This window comes from Bradyrhizobium sp. SZCCHNR1093 (assembly GCF_032381175.1).
Taxonomy (GTDB): domain Bacteria; phylum Pseudomonadota; class Alphaproteobacteria; order Rhizobiales; family Xanthobacteraceae; genus Bradyrhizobium.
On sequence record NZ_JAUHJJ010000001.1, the window covers coordinates 418733 to 433793 of the forward strand.

Annotated in this window: 16 protein-coding genes and 1 other RNA gene; 9 read left to right on the top strand and 8 right to left on the bottom strand. The window is 66.2% G+C overall.

Features of this window, described 5'->3' with window-relative positions; all coding sequences use genetic code 11:
* Positions 1 to 11: 11 nt before the first annotated feature.
* A complete protein-coding gene (locus tag QX070_RS02060; protein WP_315734386.1) occupies positions 12 to 1442 on the top strand; it encodes a methyl-accepting chemotaxis protein in 1431 nt (476 codons plus the stop codon).
* Between the two features lie 9 nt (positions 1443 to 1451).
* On the opposite strand, the gene QX070_RS02065 is transcribed toward QX070_RS02060, so the two are convergent.
* The 3 genes from QX070_RS02065 to ssrS all read right to left on the bottom strand — a co-directional run bounded on the left by QX070_RS02065 (position 1452) and on the right by ssrS (position 3128).
* On the bottom strand, positions 1452 to 2276 hold the full coding sequence (locus QX070_RS02065; RefSeq protein WP_315734388.1) for a TIGR00282 family metallophosphoesterase: 825 nt from the start codon (positions 2274 to 2276) through the stop codon (positions 1452 to 1454).
* 1 nt (position 2277) lies between these two features.
* On the bottom strand, positions 2278 to 2859 hold the full coding sequence (locus QX070_RS02070) for a 5-formyltetrahydrofolate cyclo-ligase (protein WP_315735678.1): 582 nt from the start codon (positions 2857 to 2859) through the stop codon (positions 2278 to 2280).
* A 107-nt stretch (positions 2860 to 2966) separates the two neighbouring features.
* A non-coding RNA gene (gene ssrS, locus QX070_RS02075) (6S RNA) lies at positions 2967 to 3128 on the bottom strand.
* 1020 nt (positions 3129 to 4148) lie between these two features.
* Between ssrS and QX070_RS02080 the strand changes: the two genes are divergently transcribed.
* Positions 4149 to 4604 carry a DsrE family protein gene (locus tag QX070_RS02080; protein ID WP_315734390.1) on the top strand — a complete coding sequence of 152 codons (456 nt, stop codon included), beginning with the start codon at positions 4149 to 4151 and terminating at the stop codon, positions 4602 to 4604.
* 117 nt (positions 4605 to 4721) lie between these two features.
* Entirely contained in the window at positions 4722 to 5972 is a 1251-nt protein-coding gene (locus tag QX070_RS02085; RefSeq protein ID WP_315734392.1) for a TAXI family TRAP transporter solute-binding subunit, read from the top strand.
* Positions 5973 to 6045: 73 nt separating this feature from the next.
* Here QX070_RS02085 and QX070_RS02090 read toward each other — a convergent pair whose 3' ends face one another.
* Both QX070_RS02090 and QX070_RS02095 read right to left on the bottom strand, forming a co-directional pair.
* Positions 6046 to 6687, bottom strand: coding sequence for a glutathione S-transferase family protein (locus QX070_RS02090; RefSeq protein WP_315734394.1), 642 nt, complete (start codon positions 6685 to 6687; stop codon positions 6046 to 6048).
* Between the two features lie 3 nt (positions 6688 to 6690).
* Complete coding sequence (locus tag QX070_RS02095; protein WP_409999149.1) at positions 6691 to 7959, bottom strand: serine hydrolase domain-containing protein; 1269 nt, start codon at positions 7957 to 7959, stop codon at positions 6691 to 6693.
* A gap of 211 nt (positions 7960 to 8170) precedes the next feature.
* On the opposite strand from QX070_RS02095, the gene QX070_RS02100 reads away from it, so the two are divergent.
* Positions 8171 to 8374, top strand: a complete 204-nt coding sequence (locus tag QX070_RS02100; protein ID WP_315734396.1) for a hypothetical protein — start codon at positions 8171 to 8173, stop codon at positions 8372 to 8374.
* Positions 8375 to 8459: 85 nt separating this feature from the next.
* A complete protein-coding gene (locus tag QX070_RS02105) occupies positions 8460 to 8582 on the top strand; it encodes a hypothetical protein (RefSeq protein ID WP_315734399.1) in 123 nt (40 codons plus the stop codon).
* A 229-nt stretch (positions 8583 to 8811) separates the two neighbouring features.
* Here QX070_RS02105 and QX070_RS02110 read toward each other — a convergent pair whose 3' ends face one another.
* From QX070_RS02110 to QX070_RS02120, 3 genes are read right to left on the bottom strand one after another with little or no spacing between them, the layout of a single operon-like run.
* Positions 8812 to 9360: a hypothetical protein gene (locus QX070_RS02110; RefSeq protein ID WP_315734402.1), complete on the bottom strand. Its 549-nt coding sequence runs from the start codon at positions 9358 to 9360 to the stop codon at positions 8812 to 8814.
* Between the two features lie 9 nt (positions 9361 to 9369).
* A complete protein-coding gene (locus QX070_RS02115; RefSeq protein ID WP_315734404.1) occupies positions 9370 to 9753 on the bottom strand; it encodes a cell division protein ZapA in 384 nt (127 codons plus the stop codon).
* A complete protein-coding gene (locus tag QX070_RS02120) occupies positions 9750 to 10100 on the bottom strand; it encodes a DUF4164 domain-containing protein (protein WP_315734406.1) in 351 nt (116 codons plus the stop codon). The genes QX070_RS02115 and QX070_RS02120 overlap by 4 nt, the downstream gene beginning before the upstream one ends.
* Positions 10101 to 10368: 268 nt before the next feature.
* On the opposite strand from QX070_RS02120, the gene tkt reads away from it, so the two are divergent.
* The 4 genes from tkt (at position 10369) to QX070_RS02140 (ending at position 15041) form a co-directional block, all read left to right on the top strand.
* A complete protein-coding gene (gene tkt, locus QX070_RS02125) occupies positions 10369 to 12354 on the top strand; it encodes a transketolase (RefSeq protein ID WP_315734408.1) in 1986 nt (661 codons plus the stop codon).
* A 213-nt stretch (positions 12355 to 12567) separates the two neighbouring features.
* Positions 12568 to 13575 (top strand): type I glyceraldehyde-3-phosphate dehydrogenase, encoded by a 1008-nt coding sequence (gene gap, locus QX070_RS02130; protein ID WP_315734410.1) that lies wholly within the window; start codon positions 12568 to 12570, stop codon positions 13573 to 13575.
* A 104-nt stretch (positions 13576 to 13679) separates the two neighbouring features.
* On the top strand, positions 13680 to 13823 hold the full coding sequence (locus tag QX070_RS02135) for a hypothetical protein (RefSeq protein ID WP_315734412.1): 144 nt from the start codon (positions 13680 to 13682) through the stop codon (positions 13821 to 13823).
* A gap of 27 nt (positions 13824 to 13850) precedes the next feature.
* A complete protein-coding gene (locus QX070_RS02140) occupies positions 13851 to 15041 on the top strand; it encodes a phosphoglycerate kinase (RefSeq protein ID WP_315734415.1) in 1191 nt (396 codons plus the stop codon).
* Positions 15042 to 15061 lie beyond the last annotated feature (20 nt).

The window sequence follows — 15061 nt, forward strand, 5'->3', positions numbered from 1 at the left end:
GGAGCCTGGACATGTCGGTCGCGCAACGCGCCATTCTGGAAAGTCACGACGCGCGCACCGGCGCCGAGCGGCTGATCGACGAGATCGCCGACCGCATCGGCGGCCTTGGCGTCGAGCTTGCCGACGTCGCCGGCAACGTCCAGGAGGTCGCCGCTCGCGTCAGCTACCAGTCGCAGCGGTTCGGGCATCTGCAGGCCACCGCCAAGACCATGGTCGCGGCCAATCACGACATCGCCACCGCCTCGCAGGCGGTGCAATCGGCCACGACCGCCGCAGTGGGCGACATCGCCCAGTCGCGCAACGTGGTCGACACCGCGGTGCGGCACATCGCCGAATTGGTCGACTCCGTGGAGCGGATCGAGCAGCGGCTCGGCTCGGTCGGCGATGCGCTGTCGCAGGTCGCCAAGGTCTCGGTCGCGATCGAGGCGATCGCCAAGCAGACCAACCTGCTGGCGCTGAACGCCACCATCGAGGCCGCCCGTGCCGGCAGCGCCGGCCGGGGCTTCGCTGTCGTCGCCAGCGAGGTGAAGTCGCTCGCCGAGGCGACTCGCCAGGCCACGCAGCAGATCGGCGACACCCTGCGCGGGCTCGACTCGCAGGTGAAGAGCCTGCTCGGCGAGAGCGGCCAAGCCTCGTCGCGCGCCAAGACGGCGGGTGAAGGCGCCCAGCAGATCGGCGGCATCATCGTCCGCGTCCAGGACGGCTTCACCAGCGTCGGCCAGGAGATCGACGGCGTGGCGAAGGCCGCGACCTCCAACCTCGCGCATTGCGACGCCGTGATCAGCGAGCTCAACGAGCTCGCCAAGGGCGTCGACCAGTCCTCGGTCGAGCTCAAACAAGCCGACAGCCGGATCGCCAAGCTGCTCGATCATTCCGAGGCGCTGATCGGGCTGATCGCCGAGAGCGGCGTACAGACCACGGACGCGCCGCTGATCAGGACCGTCGTCGACACCGCCCGGCAGATCTCGGCGACCTTCGAGGGGGCGATCGACCGCGGCGAGATCACGCTCGCCGACCTGATGGACGAGAGCTATCGCGAGATCCCCGGCACCAATCCCAAGCAGTACATGACGCGCTACGTCGAGTTCACCGACCGCGTCCTGCCGGCAATCCAGGACCCGATCCAGGGCAGCGACCCGCGCATCGTGTTCTGCGTCGCCTGGGCGCGCGGCGGCTATCTGCCGACGCACAATCCGAACTACCGCAAGCCGCAGGGGCCCGATCCGGTCTGGAACAACGCCAACTGCCGCAACCGCCGGCTGTTCGACGACCGCGCGGTGAAGAAGGTGGCCGCCGCCAGCAACAAGCCGTTTCTGCTCCAGACCTACCGCCGCGACATGGGCGGCGGGCAGTTCGTGCTGATGAAGGACCTGTCCGCGCCGATTGTCATCAAGGGCCGGCATTGGGGCGCGTTCCGGATGGGTTTTCGCCTCAAGGCCTGACGCAGGCTCTCATCCTCCCCAGAACGCCGGCCTCGTCGGCGACAGCCGGCCGCCGATGCGCACCGGCGCGACCTTGATCGCAAGCCCGGTGCCGTTGTCGGTCTCGACCGCCACGCCGCTCAACGTCGCCTCGCCGGAGGCCGGCTCGAAGCGCGCCGACGGGATGCCCGACTGGAAGCGGCGCAGCGGCTCGTCCTTCTGCATGCCGATGATGGAGTCATAATCGCCGGTCATGCCGGCATCGGTCATGTAGGCGGTGCCGCCGGGCAGGATCCGGTGATCGGCCGTCGGCACATGCGTATGGGTGCCGACGACAAGGCTGGCGCGGCCGTCGCAAAAATAGCCCAGGCCCTGCTTCTCGCTGGAGGCCTCGCAATGCACGTCGACCACGATCGCATCCGCCGCCTCTCGCAGCGGACAGGCGCCGAGCTCGCGGCCGACCGCCGCGAACGGATCGTCGAACGGCGTCATGAACACGCGCCCGAGCACGTTGACCACCAGCGCGCGGGCGCCGTTCTTGGCGTCGATCAGCGCGGCGCCACGGCCGGGCGTGCCTGCCGGATAGTTCGCAGGGCGCACCAGGCGCGGCGCGCGCTCGATGAACACCAGTGCCTCGCGCTGATCCCAGGAGTGGTTGCCGAGCGTGACCGCGTCGGCGCCGGCATCGACGAGCTCCTGATAGATCGCCTCGGTGATGCCGAATCCGCCGGCCGCGTTCTCGCCATTGACGATGACGAGATCGAGCGCCCAATCGCGGATCAAGCCTGGAAGGTGGTCCGAGACGGCGCTGCGGCCGGCCCGGCCGACGACGTCGCCGACGAAGAGAATTCGCAACTCAATTGCTCCGGAAATCCAAGGTCTCGCGCTCGGTTAGCACATAATCCAGCGCCGCGTCGTGGGCCAAGGCCGGGATGGCCTCGGTTTCCTGAATGGCGAAGCCGAGGCCGACGCCGATGACGTGATGCATCTTCCGCAGGTGCGAAAAGGTGTAGTCGTAGTAGCCCCCGCCGTAACCGATGCGGTGGCCGGTGCGGTCGAAGGCGGCGAGCGGCACCAGCATCACATCGGGCACCAGCTCGGCGGCTGCCGGCGACGGCTCGGGGATGCCGAGCGACCCGAGCGTCAGCCGGTCGCCCGGCGCGAAGGCGCGGAACGAGAGCGAATGGCCGCGCGCCAGCACGACCGGCAGCGCCAGCCGCGCCCCCTGCCCCGCCAGCTCACGCAGCAACGGCATCGGATCGAGCTCGTTGCGGACCGGCGCATAGCCGGAGACGACCGTGCCGGGCTCGAATGCGAAGGGGAGCCCGCGCGCGGCGATCGCCTGCGCGGCCGCGCTCCGCGTCTCGTCGCTCAACGCGTCGCGCGCGACAAGGGCTGCGGCTCGGAGCTGCTGCTTGGTGTGCTGAGCGGCCTTCATCGGCATGCGACGTGACCTCCGTGACGGGCGGGCGGACGCGGGCACGCAAACGTTGCAGAAACGCAGCAGGTCGGCAACCGAAGGGGAGAGGAGAGACGGAAAACAAGCGCGAAGCCGCAATCGCCGTTGAAACGCTCGATCCCGGAGTTCCCTACGAAAGTAGGTGGGCACCATATGTCCAGGTCCACAGACCTGGCCAGGGACAGTTCCCTAAAGGATCGATAAGGCCCCGGGGATATGTTGGTTCCGGACGCGCGTCGCAGCCTCGCAGTTGCAATGTAACCATCACGGGATGATTTTGCCAGCGGTGGAAGCGGGTCGAGGCGCGACACGGTTGCCAACATTCGGCGTCGTCGCCCGGCCCGACCGGGCGCGCAGTACGCCGTGACGGCGATGGCGAAATCGAGGGACCGCGGCGCACACTGCGCCGGCGATGACAGCGATGGGGCGGCGGCAACACAACAGAACATGGCATGGGCTCGCGTCCTCGCGACGCGTTGCGTCCGAGCTGTTGATCTCGATCGCCCCCCTCAAGACAGAGGGCACAGGGAAGGCCGGGCGTCGGCTGACGCCCGTGGCCCGCCTGCTCAAAAAAATGCAGGCGGCAGGTACCACAGGTGCAGCCGGAAACACCCGGCCTTCCCTGCGCGACGGTTTGAACGGCTGCTTCGCGATCTCCTTGGTGCGCCGGGCTTGTTGGCCACCATGCGCGACAACGCGCTTGCGCGCATTGCGCGGGACACCAGCATCGGGGTGTCAGGACCACGCGACTTGACCGTACGTGCATCGCCGTTCGTCCGCGTGAAGTAGCTCACGCTGCGGCAATTCACGCCCATCGCATCCCACTGCCAACGGTCCGTGACGGTCGCGAAACGCCCCTCATGCGGCAGCAGGACGGGCGGAAAGATCGACCTGATTTGCCCGACGTGACAAGCCGCGCAGCCTGCGACATCGTAACGCGACGGGCAGTTTGCGCATGATGGATATGTGCGGATTGCCCGTCATGCAGTTTACGACGTGCATCTGCTCGCGTGCCGCCAGCCCAGCATTCCGCCGTCGTCCCGGACTAGCGCGCCCTTGCGCCGAAGCAATCCAGGATCTCTCCGCAGATGCAGTCTTGATTGCTTCGCTGCGCTCGCAATGACGCCGTGGCGATGACGGCGCTCCCGCGGCAGCGCCGTGTCGGCAGCGCATAGTGTCGCCACGATTGGGGCTCATCGGTCGAGGCTGAGGTTGTGGCAGATCATGCCCACATCCCAATGCCGTGTATCGTACATTGGAGTCCTGGCATGCGCTTCGATCTCAAAACTGTCACGGCCGCCTGCGCGCTGCTGATCGCGTCGGCTGCCGCGAGCCTCGCCGCCGACGTCAAGATTCATCGCGTCTCGATCCAGGTCGATCAGAACGATCCGGCGATCATGAATCTGGCGCTGAACAACGTCACCAACATCATGGAGACGTTCAAGGAGAAGGGCGAGGAGGTCGAGATCGAGCTCGTCACCTATGGACCCGGGCTGAACATGCTGCGCGAGGATACCTCGCCGGTGAAGGACCGGCTCAAGCAGATCGCAGAGCTCAGCTTTACCGCCAAGATCAGGTTCTCCGCCTGCAACATCACCAAACGCGGCATGGAGAAACGCGAAGGACATCCGATTGCGATCGTCGCCGAAGCGAGCCTGGTGCCCTCGGGCGCAGTGAGGCTGATGGAATTGCAGGAGAGCGGCTGGAGCTACCTGAAACCTTAGGTAGTTTTTGCCCCAAAACTGCCAGGTTTAGGGCTCATTGAGATACGATCTTGGATTGATCTGTGTCATCAGTCTGCTCGGGGGAATGGCGAGCAGACGCGATCGGGGACTAGTCACATGCACAGAGTACTCGCCCGGCCAGCGCTGCTGGTGCTGGCAACGCTTTCGGCTGCCTTGCTCACCCCCGTCGGCGCGGTGCGGGCGCAAGAGCAGTCCGCCGCTCCGCTCTCGATCAAGCCTGCGCGCGCGTCCGAACGGCGGGCCGTCCAGCGTCGGGTCTCCGAGACCCGCGCGCCCGAGCCACGGAGCACCTCGGATGAAGCCGCCATCAAGACGCGTATGAACCAATGGACCGTCGGCCTGGCCGCGGGCCTGCCCGACGGCGGCTTCGTCCGCCTCGCCAGCGAGATGGCGCGGACGATGGACGATGGCGACAACATGCGCCTGATCCCGATGGTGACGCGCGGCACCACCTCGAACATCGCCGATCTCCTGTATCTGCGCGGCGTCGACGTCGCCGTCACCTACGCCGATGCGTTCGACTTCTACGCCAAGCAGGCCGGCCTTTCCAACATCAACGACCGCATCCGCTACGTGCTGCGCTTCTTCATCTCCGACGTGCACATCTATGCGCGCGAGGAGTTCAAGTCGCTGCAGGATCTGAAGGGCCAGAAGATCGCGGTTGGAACGGCCGGCGTTGCCGCCGCGCATACGGGGCCGCTGATCTTCCGGCGCCTCGGCATCGACATCGAGCCTGTCGCCATCGGTGGTCCTGTTGCGCTGGAGAAGCTGCACAAGGGCGAGATCGCCGCGATGGTCTATGTCGCCTCCAAGCCCGGCGAGCTGTTCAGCGGCAAGAAGGCGGATCCTGGATTCCACTTCGTGCCGGTGCCGTACACGCAGCAATTCTCGGATTTCTACTATCCGACCAGCATCAAGGCCGACACCTATCCGGGGCTGGTCGCACCTGACACCGCCGTGGAAACCATCGCCGTGCCGTCGGTGCTGGCCGTCTACAACTGGAAGCCGGGCAGCGACCGCGCCGACCGCGTCAATCGCTTCGTCGATGCGCTGTTCACCAACCTCGCGCGGCTGCAGCAGCCGCCGTTCCATCCGGGCTGGAAGGATCTCAATCTCGAGGCCCAGGTGCCGGGCTGGCAGCGCTATCCCTATGTCGACGCCGTGCTGGAGCGGATGAAGAACGAGGCCAATGTCGGCCTGCCGCCCGCCGCGACCGGCAGTCTGTCGCAGCAGGAGCGCTTCGAGGCCTTTCTCGAATCGCAGGCCAAGGCGCCGACGTCGAAGGCGGAGAAGGAGGAGCTGTATCGCTCGTTCTTGGACTGGAGCCGCAAGCGGCAGGGGAAGTGAGGCGATCGGGCTCACAGCGATCGCCTCTACGCCGGATGACGTCATTGCGTGGTGGCACGCAGGCTGAGCGGGATCAGCTCAACAACAACGCCATGCCCGGGTCCCCCTTGGCCATGGCGCGCTGATAGGCCGGGCGGGCGCCGATGCGCGCGAGGTAGGCGCGGATGTTCGGGAACGGCGCGAGGTCGTAGGGCAGGAAGTAGCGCATGGTGGTGAGTGAAAACACCGTCATGATGTCGGCGGCGGTAAGCGCGCCGCCTGCCAGATAGTCCGCCTCGCCGCAGCGCGTCTCGACGGCTGCAAAGGCGCGGTCGAGCCGCCCCCTGATAGCGCCGAGCACGGGATTCTCGTCCGGCAGATTGAGCCGGTTGAGGATCATGAGCCGGCCCATCGCGGCCTGCAGGGTGCCGTTGGCGAAATGAAGCCAATAGAGGAACGGCGCGAAGCTCGGATCGTCCGGCCCGGGCCGCAACCGACCGTGGCCGTATTTGGCGATGATGTACTCGACGACCGCGCCGGACTCGGCGAGCACCAGCTCGCCGTCGGTGATCACGGGCGCCGCGCCGATCGGATGCAGCGCCTTGTACTCGGGCGGCGCCAGCATCGTCCGGGCGTCGCGCGTGTAGCATTTCAGTTCGTACGAAATTTCCAGCTCCTCGCAGAGCCAGACGATACGTTCGGACTGCGACTTGCCGAGGTGATGAACCGTGAGCATGCGCTATTTCACCATCGCGCCATAGACGATGTCCTGCACCTGCTCCCGATAATATTTGCGCAAGTCCCCAGGCGCCGCCGTGCCGACCACGACGACGAGACGCTCCCTGGGATCGCAGAAGAACTGCGTGCCATAGGCGCCGTTCCAGCTGAACTCGCCGGGATTGCCGGGCACCGCCGACAGGCCCTCGCTGACGCGCACGGCGACGCCGAGCCCGAAGCTGAATCCGGCGCGATGCGGCTCCACATTGGCGACGGTGTTCTTGATCTCGGGCCCGAGATGGTTGGAGGTCATGTGGTGCACCGTCTTCGGACTCAGGATCCGCGCGCCGTCGAGCTCGCCGCCATCGAGCAACATCTGGCCGAAGCGGACGTAGTCGCCGATGGTGGCAAACGAGCAGGCGCCGCCGCAGTCCGACTTCGTCGGCGTGTCCAGGAGCTTGATCGCCTGCGGCTTGCCGGTCAGCGGATTGTTCGGAAACGGATGCGCCAGCCGCGGGCGCTGTGCGTCGGTCGGCGCGAACGTCGCATCGGCCATGCCGAGCGGCTTCCAGACATTGGTTGAAAGATATTCCCCGAGCCGCTGCTCGCTGACCTTCTCGATCACGGCGCCGAGCACGTCGATGGAGAAGCCGTATTCGAACTGCGTGCCGGGCTGATGCGCCAGCGGCAGCTTGGTGATGCGCTCGATGAACGCCTGGGTGTCGCCTTCGATCGCGGGCGCGGTGCCGTCGGGATAGAGCCGCGCCACCGCGCTCGAGCTGTCGGGGCGTCCGCCATACATCAGGCCCGAGGTGTGGCGGTAGAGATCATGGATCAGGATGGGGCGGGCCTGCGGCACCAGCAGCAGCGCGCCGTTCTCCTGGGTGACGCCGACCTTCATGTCGGCGAAGGCCGGATAGTAGTCGGCGAGCCTGGCCTGCAGCGGCAGCCTCCCCTGCTCCATCAGCATCAGTCCGCCGACCGCAGTCATTGGCTTGGTCATCGAGGCCAGGGCGAATATCGCGTCGAGCGGCATCGGCGTGCCCTTGACCGGATCGAGCTGGCCGTAGGCCTTGTAATGCACGAGCTTGCCGTCACGCGCGATCGCCACGACCGCGCCGGGCACGCGCTTGGCGGCGATCTCGCGGGCGAAGAAATCATCCATGCGTGCAAGACCCGCCGGCGAGAAGCCGACCTCGTCGGGCTTGGCTTCCGGCAAGGGCGCGGCAGCGACCGGCGCAATGATCGTTGTGAGCGCGACGGCCGCTGCCGCGAGGATCAGCTTGTTCAAGTGTACCTCCCTGATATGCGGACGATCCCGCTTGTCTCGCAGGATTCGACAAGTCCGCTTCAGGAAGGAGTAAGGCAGCCCGTAGCGAACGACAAGCGCTCGCAACACGATCGCATCGCGATGACGTGATCGGCTTCGCTGCCGCACAACGGCGTATCCGCGCGACCAATCGGAGGGGGACGGGTGAGACCGCTGACACGCGAGATCACGCATGCTGAGGACGATCGGACTCATCCTTCACACGCTCTGGGCCATTTGTACGCTTGGGACCGGAGCCTTCGTCGGCGCAGCCGTCGGCTTTCACTATCATGGCTGGATCGGCGCCATTGTCCTTGGCGTCGTCGGCCTCGGCATCGGCGGCTTGGCAGCGGCTTTCCCGCTGCAGACAATCGCGACGCTGTTGGAGGGTCTTTGAGCGAGGGCCAGCCTTCGTAGTAGGAAATGCCGATGGCATAGACGCGCGCCTCCGCGTGATAGCCCAACAGGACGTAGCTGACGCAATGCTGCGCATCGTCATTCTGGCACGCCGTCTGATCATTCTTGTATGTCTGCCGCTTGCCGGTTTCGAACCGGATGGTCAGCAGCTCGCCCTTGCGCGTGACCCGGCCGCGCAGCTCGCGTAGGCAGGCCGCTTCCCGGTCCCCTGCCCCGTTGTCGCCGATCCCGTTGCAGATGGAAGGAGCTGTGCCTGCGCCGGTCTGCGCGGCGACGCCGCCTGACAGCAATGGCGCCGACATGCGTGAGCGCGGTGGGCACGGCGCGCGAGGCATCAGCGTATGACTCAGCAGCGTCACGGGCGCGCCTTTGCCCACCCTACGGCAGCTCGCGCGACGTCGTCGGCGTCGGCTCCTGTCACTCGCCGGCGTTCGACAGCCACCGCTTCAAGCGTCGCCATGGCGAGGCACGCCCTGAATGTCCGGGCACCTCGAAACGCAAGGGTGCTATGAACGCTGTCGCTACCCGACTGCCCTTGATGTCTTCTAGTCTAATTCCCGCGTTGAGAGCCTTGTTGAGGACAACGACTTCGGCGCTGTGTCGTGCAGCCAGAGCGAACTGCTTTCTCGTCTCCGGCGACGTGCGCAAAGTCTCAACGAACTCCTCGACGATCATCCAAATCGGATCATCTGCAAAGCGAAGAGGCCGGCCACGACTTCCATCGAGATTAGGACGGGTGTAGCGATCCGAGGGAACGGCGCCAACCTCACGCAAAAAAGCGCGGCCGCACGCCGATGGGATATAATCGACGAGCTTTTCGGTCAGAAAAGGAGCGCAGCCGAGATCCGACAAGGCATCAAATAAGGACTTTTCGATATCGCAGTCCAATTGATCTTCATCGCGCGCGAGCCGTGCGAGCACCTGTGGCAGTAAAGTGCGAAGGTCGTCGTCACGCCCGGCGGACACGATACACGCTCACCCGATCGCCACACCACCGCCGATCGTGCGGTTCAGCACCTGCGTGGTGCGCTCGATGCGCTCGGCGGCGGCGTTCAGCGCTTTCGCCACCGCGACCTGCGTCGCACGAGCGCGGTCGGCGGACTGGTTGCGCACGTTGCGCAGGCCTTCGAGCTCCTGCTCCAGCACCTGCACGCGCTGATTGGCATCGATCAGCTCATCGCACACGGTGAGCGCGGCCATCACCGTGAGCCGGGCGTCGCCGATCTCGCCGAACTTGCCGCGCAGATTGGTGATGCGCTGCTCGAGACTCTCGGCGAGCTTGAGCAGCCTGAGCTCCTGGCCTTCCTCGCAGGCCATGCGATATTGGCGGCCGTTGATGGTGACGTTGATGTGGCTCATTCCTCGTCCTCATCGTCTTCAGCGGCGTCCTGCCCGTCGCCGCCAGCGAGCACGGTGCGGATGGTGCCGATCGCGGTGTCCAGACGTTCGGCGATCTCGCGATTGGTGCGCTCGAGCCGTCGCGTCTTCATCAACGAGCCGTCGAGCTCGTCGGCGAGACGCGAGCGGTCGGCGCCGAGCGCCTGGATGCGCGTGGCGAGCTCGTCCTCGTCACGATCCGCCTCGCGCCGCCGCTCGACCGCGCTCTCCAGCGCGTCGAGGGCCGTCATCAGTCGCCGCGTCGCCGCCTCGAGATCGGCGGCGCCGGGTTCCACCTGGCCGGTAAGATTGGCAGGGTGATCGTTCATGGCACGGATGCGAGGCCCTCGGAGCCAGCGGGATGCGACAAAAGCGCTGTCCGGCAAGCGGTTACGGGCAAAATCTTACGTGCTGGGCGAGCCAAGCGCAACGCTCGGCCGAAACTATGCACTACTAAGCAACTTTTGGGAGGTTCCCGGCGTTGCAGAACCTTTGATTCCCGGAACCGAGGTGCTAATCAGCCCGCAAAATCCCGGCCCGCCAGCAATACCGGCGGCGCTCCTGTCATCAGCATTTCACGTTTGGACGGATTCCAGCATGACGCATGTCGATCATTCCCGCATGGCCAACGCCATCCGCGGGCTCGCAATGGACGCCGTCGAGAAGGCCAAATCGGGCCATCCGGGCCTGCCGATGGGCGCGGCGGACGTCGCCACCGTGCTGTTCACCCGCGTGCTGAAATACGATGCCGCAGCGCCCGCCTGGCCGGACCGCGACCGCTTCGTGCTCTCCGCCGGCCACGGCTCGATGCTGCTCTATGCGCTGTTGTACTTGACCGGCAACGAGGAGATGACGCTCGACCAGATCAAGCGCTTCCGCCAGGTCGATTCGCTCACCCCCGGCCACCCGGAGAATTTCCGCACCAAGGGCATCGAGACCACCACCGGCCCGCTCGGCCAGGGCATCTCCACGGCGGTCGGCATGGCGCTGGCCGAGAAGATGCTGCAGGCCGAATACGGCAAGAAGATCGTCGACCACCACACCTATGTGCTGGCCTCCGACGGCGACCTGATGGAGGGCATCTCCCAGGAAGCGATCGCGATGGCCGGGCACTGGAAGCTCAACAAGCTGATCGTGCTGTGGGACGACAACGGCATCTCGATCGACGGCCCGCTGTCGATTGCCGACTCGGTCGACCAGGTGAAGCGCTTCAAGGCGTGCGGCTGGGCCGCCGAGCTGATCGACGGCCATGATCCCGAGGCCATTGCGGCCGCGATCGCGCGGGCGCAGAAGTCGTCGAAGCCGTCGCTGATCGCCTGCAAGACCACGATCGGCTACGGCGCGCCGACCAAGGCCGGGACCTCCAAGGTGCATGGCGAGGCGCTCGGGGCAGAGGAGCTGAAGGGCGCCAAGGAGAAGCTCGGCATTTCGCAGGAGCCGTTCTCGGTGCCCGACGACGTGCTCGCCGCCTGGCGCGAGGCCGGCCGCCGCGGCGCGGCTGCGCGCGGCGAATGGGAGACCCGGCTTGGCGAGATGGGCCCGCGCAAGCGCGCCGAGTTCGAGCGCCGGCTGCGCCACGAGCGGCCCGCCGCGCTGGCGAAGGCGCTGAAGGACCACAAGAAGGCGCTGCTGGAGACCCCGCTCAACGTCGCCACCCGCAAATCGTCGGAGGCCGCGATCGAGGTGATCGCAGCCGCAATGCCGTTCGAGTTCGTGGCCGGCTCGGCCGACCTCACCGGCTCCAACAACAACAAGGCGAAGTCGGCTGTCTCGTTCTCGGCCAAGACGCCGAAGGGGCGCTTCATCCATTACGGCATCCGTGAGCACGGCATGGCCGCCTGCATGAACGGCATCTTCCTGCATGGCGGCTTCGCGCCCAACGGCGCCACCTTCCTGGTGTTCTCGGACTATGCGCGCGGCGCTATCAGGCTGTCGGCGCTGATGGGCGCCGGCGTCGTCTACGTGCTGACGCATGATTCGATCGGCCTCGGCGAGGACGGCCCGACGCACCAGCCGGTCGAGCATCTGGCCGCGCTGCGCGCGATCCCCAACATGCGGGTGTTCCGGCCGTGCGATGCGGTCGAGACCGCCGAATGCTGGGAGCTGGCGCTGAACCGCACCAACGGTCCGACCGTGCTGGCGCTGACGCGGCAGAACCTGCCGCAGCTGCGCACCTCAGCGCCGTCGGACAATCCGTGCAGCCGGGGCGGCTACGAGCTCGTCGCCGCGCAAGGCGAGGCCAAGGTGTCGCTGTTCGCGACCGGCTCCGAGGTCGAGATCGCGGTGGCGGCGCAGAAGCAGCTCGCCGAGCGTGGCATCCCAGCCCGCGTCGTCTCGGTGCCGTCTCTGGAGCTGCTGCTGGAGCAGCCGGCCGAGACCAGGGCCAAGATCATCGGCAACGCGCCGGTCAAGATCGCCGTCGAAGCCGCAGTGCGCTGGGGCTGGGACGCGGTCATCGGCCAGGACGGCATCTTCATCGGCATGCATTCGTTCGGCGAAAGCGGCCCGGCCAAGGAGCTCTACAAGCATTTCGGCATCACCGCCGAGGCGGCTGTCGCGGCGGCCGTACAGCGGCTGGCGTAAAGGCCCGCTCGACCCCGCGCGGCGGTTCACCAAATCAGGAGCGCCGCACGAACGTGATTCGCGACGGTTGAGCGATCGCAAAAAAAGGACTACGAAAGGACCATATCGTCCGCTCCCGCCCGGCAGAACCGGGCGGCAACAGTTCCAAAACCCTCGTGGGGCCCGTGAGAAGGCTGCCGACGGGGATGAGAAACGTCATTGAAGGAGACGAAAATGGCAGTCCGGGTCGGGATCAACGGGTTTGGCCGCATCGGCCGCAACGTTCTGCGTGCCATCGCGGAATCGGGCCGCAAGGACATCGTGGTGGTCGGCATCAACGATCTCGGCCCGGTCGAGACCAATGCCCATTTGCTGCGCTTCGACAGCGTGCACGGCCGCTTCCCCCACACCGTGACCGTCGACGGTGACAGCATCGACATCGGCAACGGCAAGATCAAGGTGACGGCCGAGCGTGATCCGTCGAAGCTGCCCTGGAAGGATCTCGGCGTCGACATCGCGCTGGAATGCACCGGCATCTTCACCTCAAAGGACAAGGCCTCGGCGCACCTGACCGCCGGCGCCAAGCGCGTGCTGGTCTCCGCGCCGGCCGACGGCGCCGACGCCACCATCGTCTACGGCGTCAACCACACCGCGCTGACGAAGGAGCACCTGGTCGTCTCCAACGGCTCCTGCACCACCAACTGCCTGGCCCCGATCGCCAAGGTCTTGAACGACACGGTCGGCATCGAGACCGGCTTCATGACCACGATCCACGCCTACACCGGCGACCAGCCGACGCTGGACACCATGCACAAGGATCTCTATCGCGGCCGCGCGGCGGCGATGTCGATGATCCCGACCTCGACCGGTGCGGCCAAGGCGATCGGCCTGGTGCTGCCCGAGCTCAAGGGCAAGCTCGACGGCGTCGCGATCCGGGTGCCGACGCCGAACGTTTCGGTGGTGGATCTCAAGATCGTCGCCAAGCGCAACACCGATCCGAAGGAGATCAACGAGGCGATGAAGCGCGCGTCCGAGCAGGAGCTCAAGGGCATCCTCGGCTACACCACCGCGCCAAACGTCTCGATCGACTTCAACCACGATCCGCACTCCTCGACGTTCCACATGGACCAGACCAAGGTCATGAACGGCAACCTCGTGCGCGTGATGTCCTGGTACGACAACGAGTGGGGCTTCTCCAACCGCATGGCCGACACCGCCGTGGCGATGGGCAAGCTGCTGTAACTATCTCCCAGTCATTCCGGGGCGCCTCGCAGAGAAGCCCCCGGAATCTCGAGTTCCGGGTTCGGTCCGGCGGACCGCCCCGGAATGACGACTGAGGAAGCGTCATGACCCTTCCCAACTGGCTCGGTATCCCCGGTGCGATGTTGCTGATCGGCCTGATCGCTTATGGCTTCCGCCAAGGCATGCGGGTGACGGCGAAGCAGGAAGGCAATCCGCCGGAAAACACCGACGGATATAATCACCACTGATTAGTCCCTCGTTTTACGGTGGCTTCAATGAAACAATTCCGCACCCTCGACGACGTCGACGTCAAAGGCAAGCGCGTGCTGCTGCGCGTCGACCTCAACGTCCCCATGGAAAATGGCCACGTCACCGACGCCACGCGCCTGGAGCGCGTCGCGCCGACCATCAATGAGATCGCGACCAAGGGCGGCAAGGTCATCCTGCTCGCGCATTTCGGCCGGCCGAAGGGGCGCGATGCCAAGGACTCGCTGAAGCCGGTCGCCACTGCGCTGTCGCAAGTGATCAAGCGTCCCGTCGCCTTTGCCGACGACTGCATCGGCGAGCCGGCCGCGACCCCGATCGCCGCGATGAAGGACGGCGACGTGCTGTGCCTGGAGAACACGCGCTTCCACAAGGAGGAAGAGAAGAACGATCCGGCCTTCGTCGCCGAGCTCGCCAAGCTCGGCGACATCTGGGTCAACGACGCCTTCTCCGCCGCGCACCGCGCCCATGCCTCGACCGAGGGCCTCGGCCACAAGCTGCCGGCCTATGCCGGCCGCACCATGCAGGCCGAACTCGACGCGCTCGACAAGGCGCTGGGCCGGCCGGCCAAGCCGGTCATCGCGATCGTCGGCGGCGCCAAGGTCTCGACCAAGATCGACCTGTTGGAAAACCTCGTCACCAAGGTCGATGCGCTGGTGATCGGCGGCGGCATGGCCAACACCTTCCTGCATGCGCAGGGCGTGCAGATCGGCAAGTCCCTGGCTGAAAAGGATCTGGCGGCCACGGCTCTCAGGATCATGGAGAAGGCGGAAGCCGCCAACTGCGCCATCATCCTGCCGGTGGATGCCACCGTCTCCTATCACTTCGCGGCGAACTCGCCGTCCTTCGCCTATGGGCTCGACGCCATTCCGCCGGACAGCATGATCCTCGACGTCGGCCCGCAATCGACCGCGCGCATCCATGCCGCGATCGACGACGCGGCGACGCTGGTCTGGAACGGCCCGCTCGGCGCCTTTGAGCTGAACCCGTTCGACCGCGGCACGATGGTCGCCGCCAAGCACGCGGCCGAGCGCACCAAGGCCAAGAAGCTGGTCTCGGTGGCCGGCGGCGGCGATACCGTCGCGGCGCTCAACCAGGCCGGAGTTGCCTCGGACTTCACCTATGTCTCGACCGCCGGCGGCGCCTTCCTGGAGTGGATGGAAGGCAAGCCGCTGCCGGGCGTCGAGGTGCTGAAGGCCTGATCTGCCGGCCCTTGTCGGCC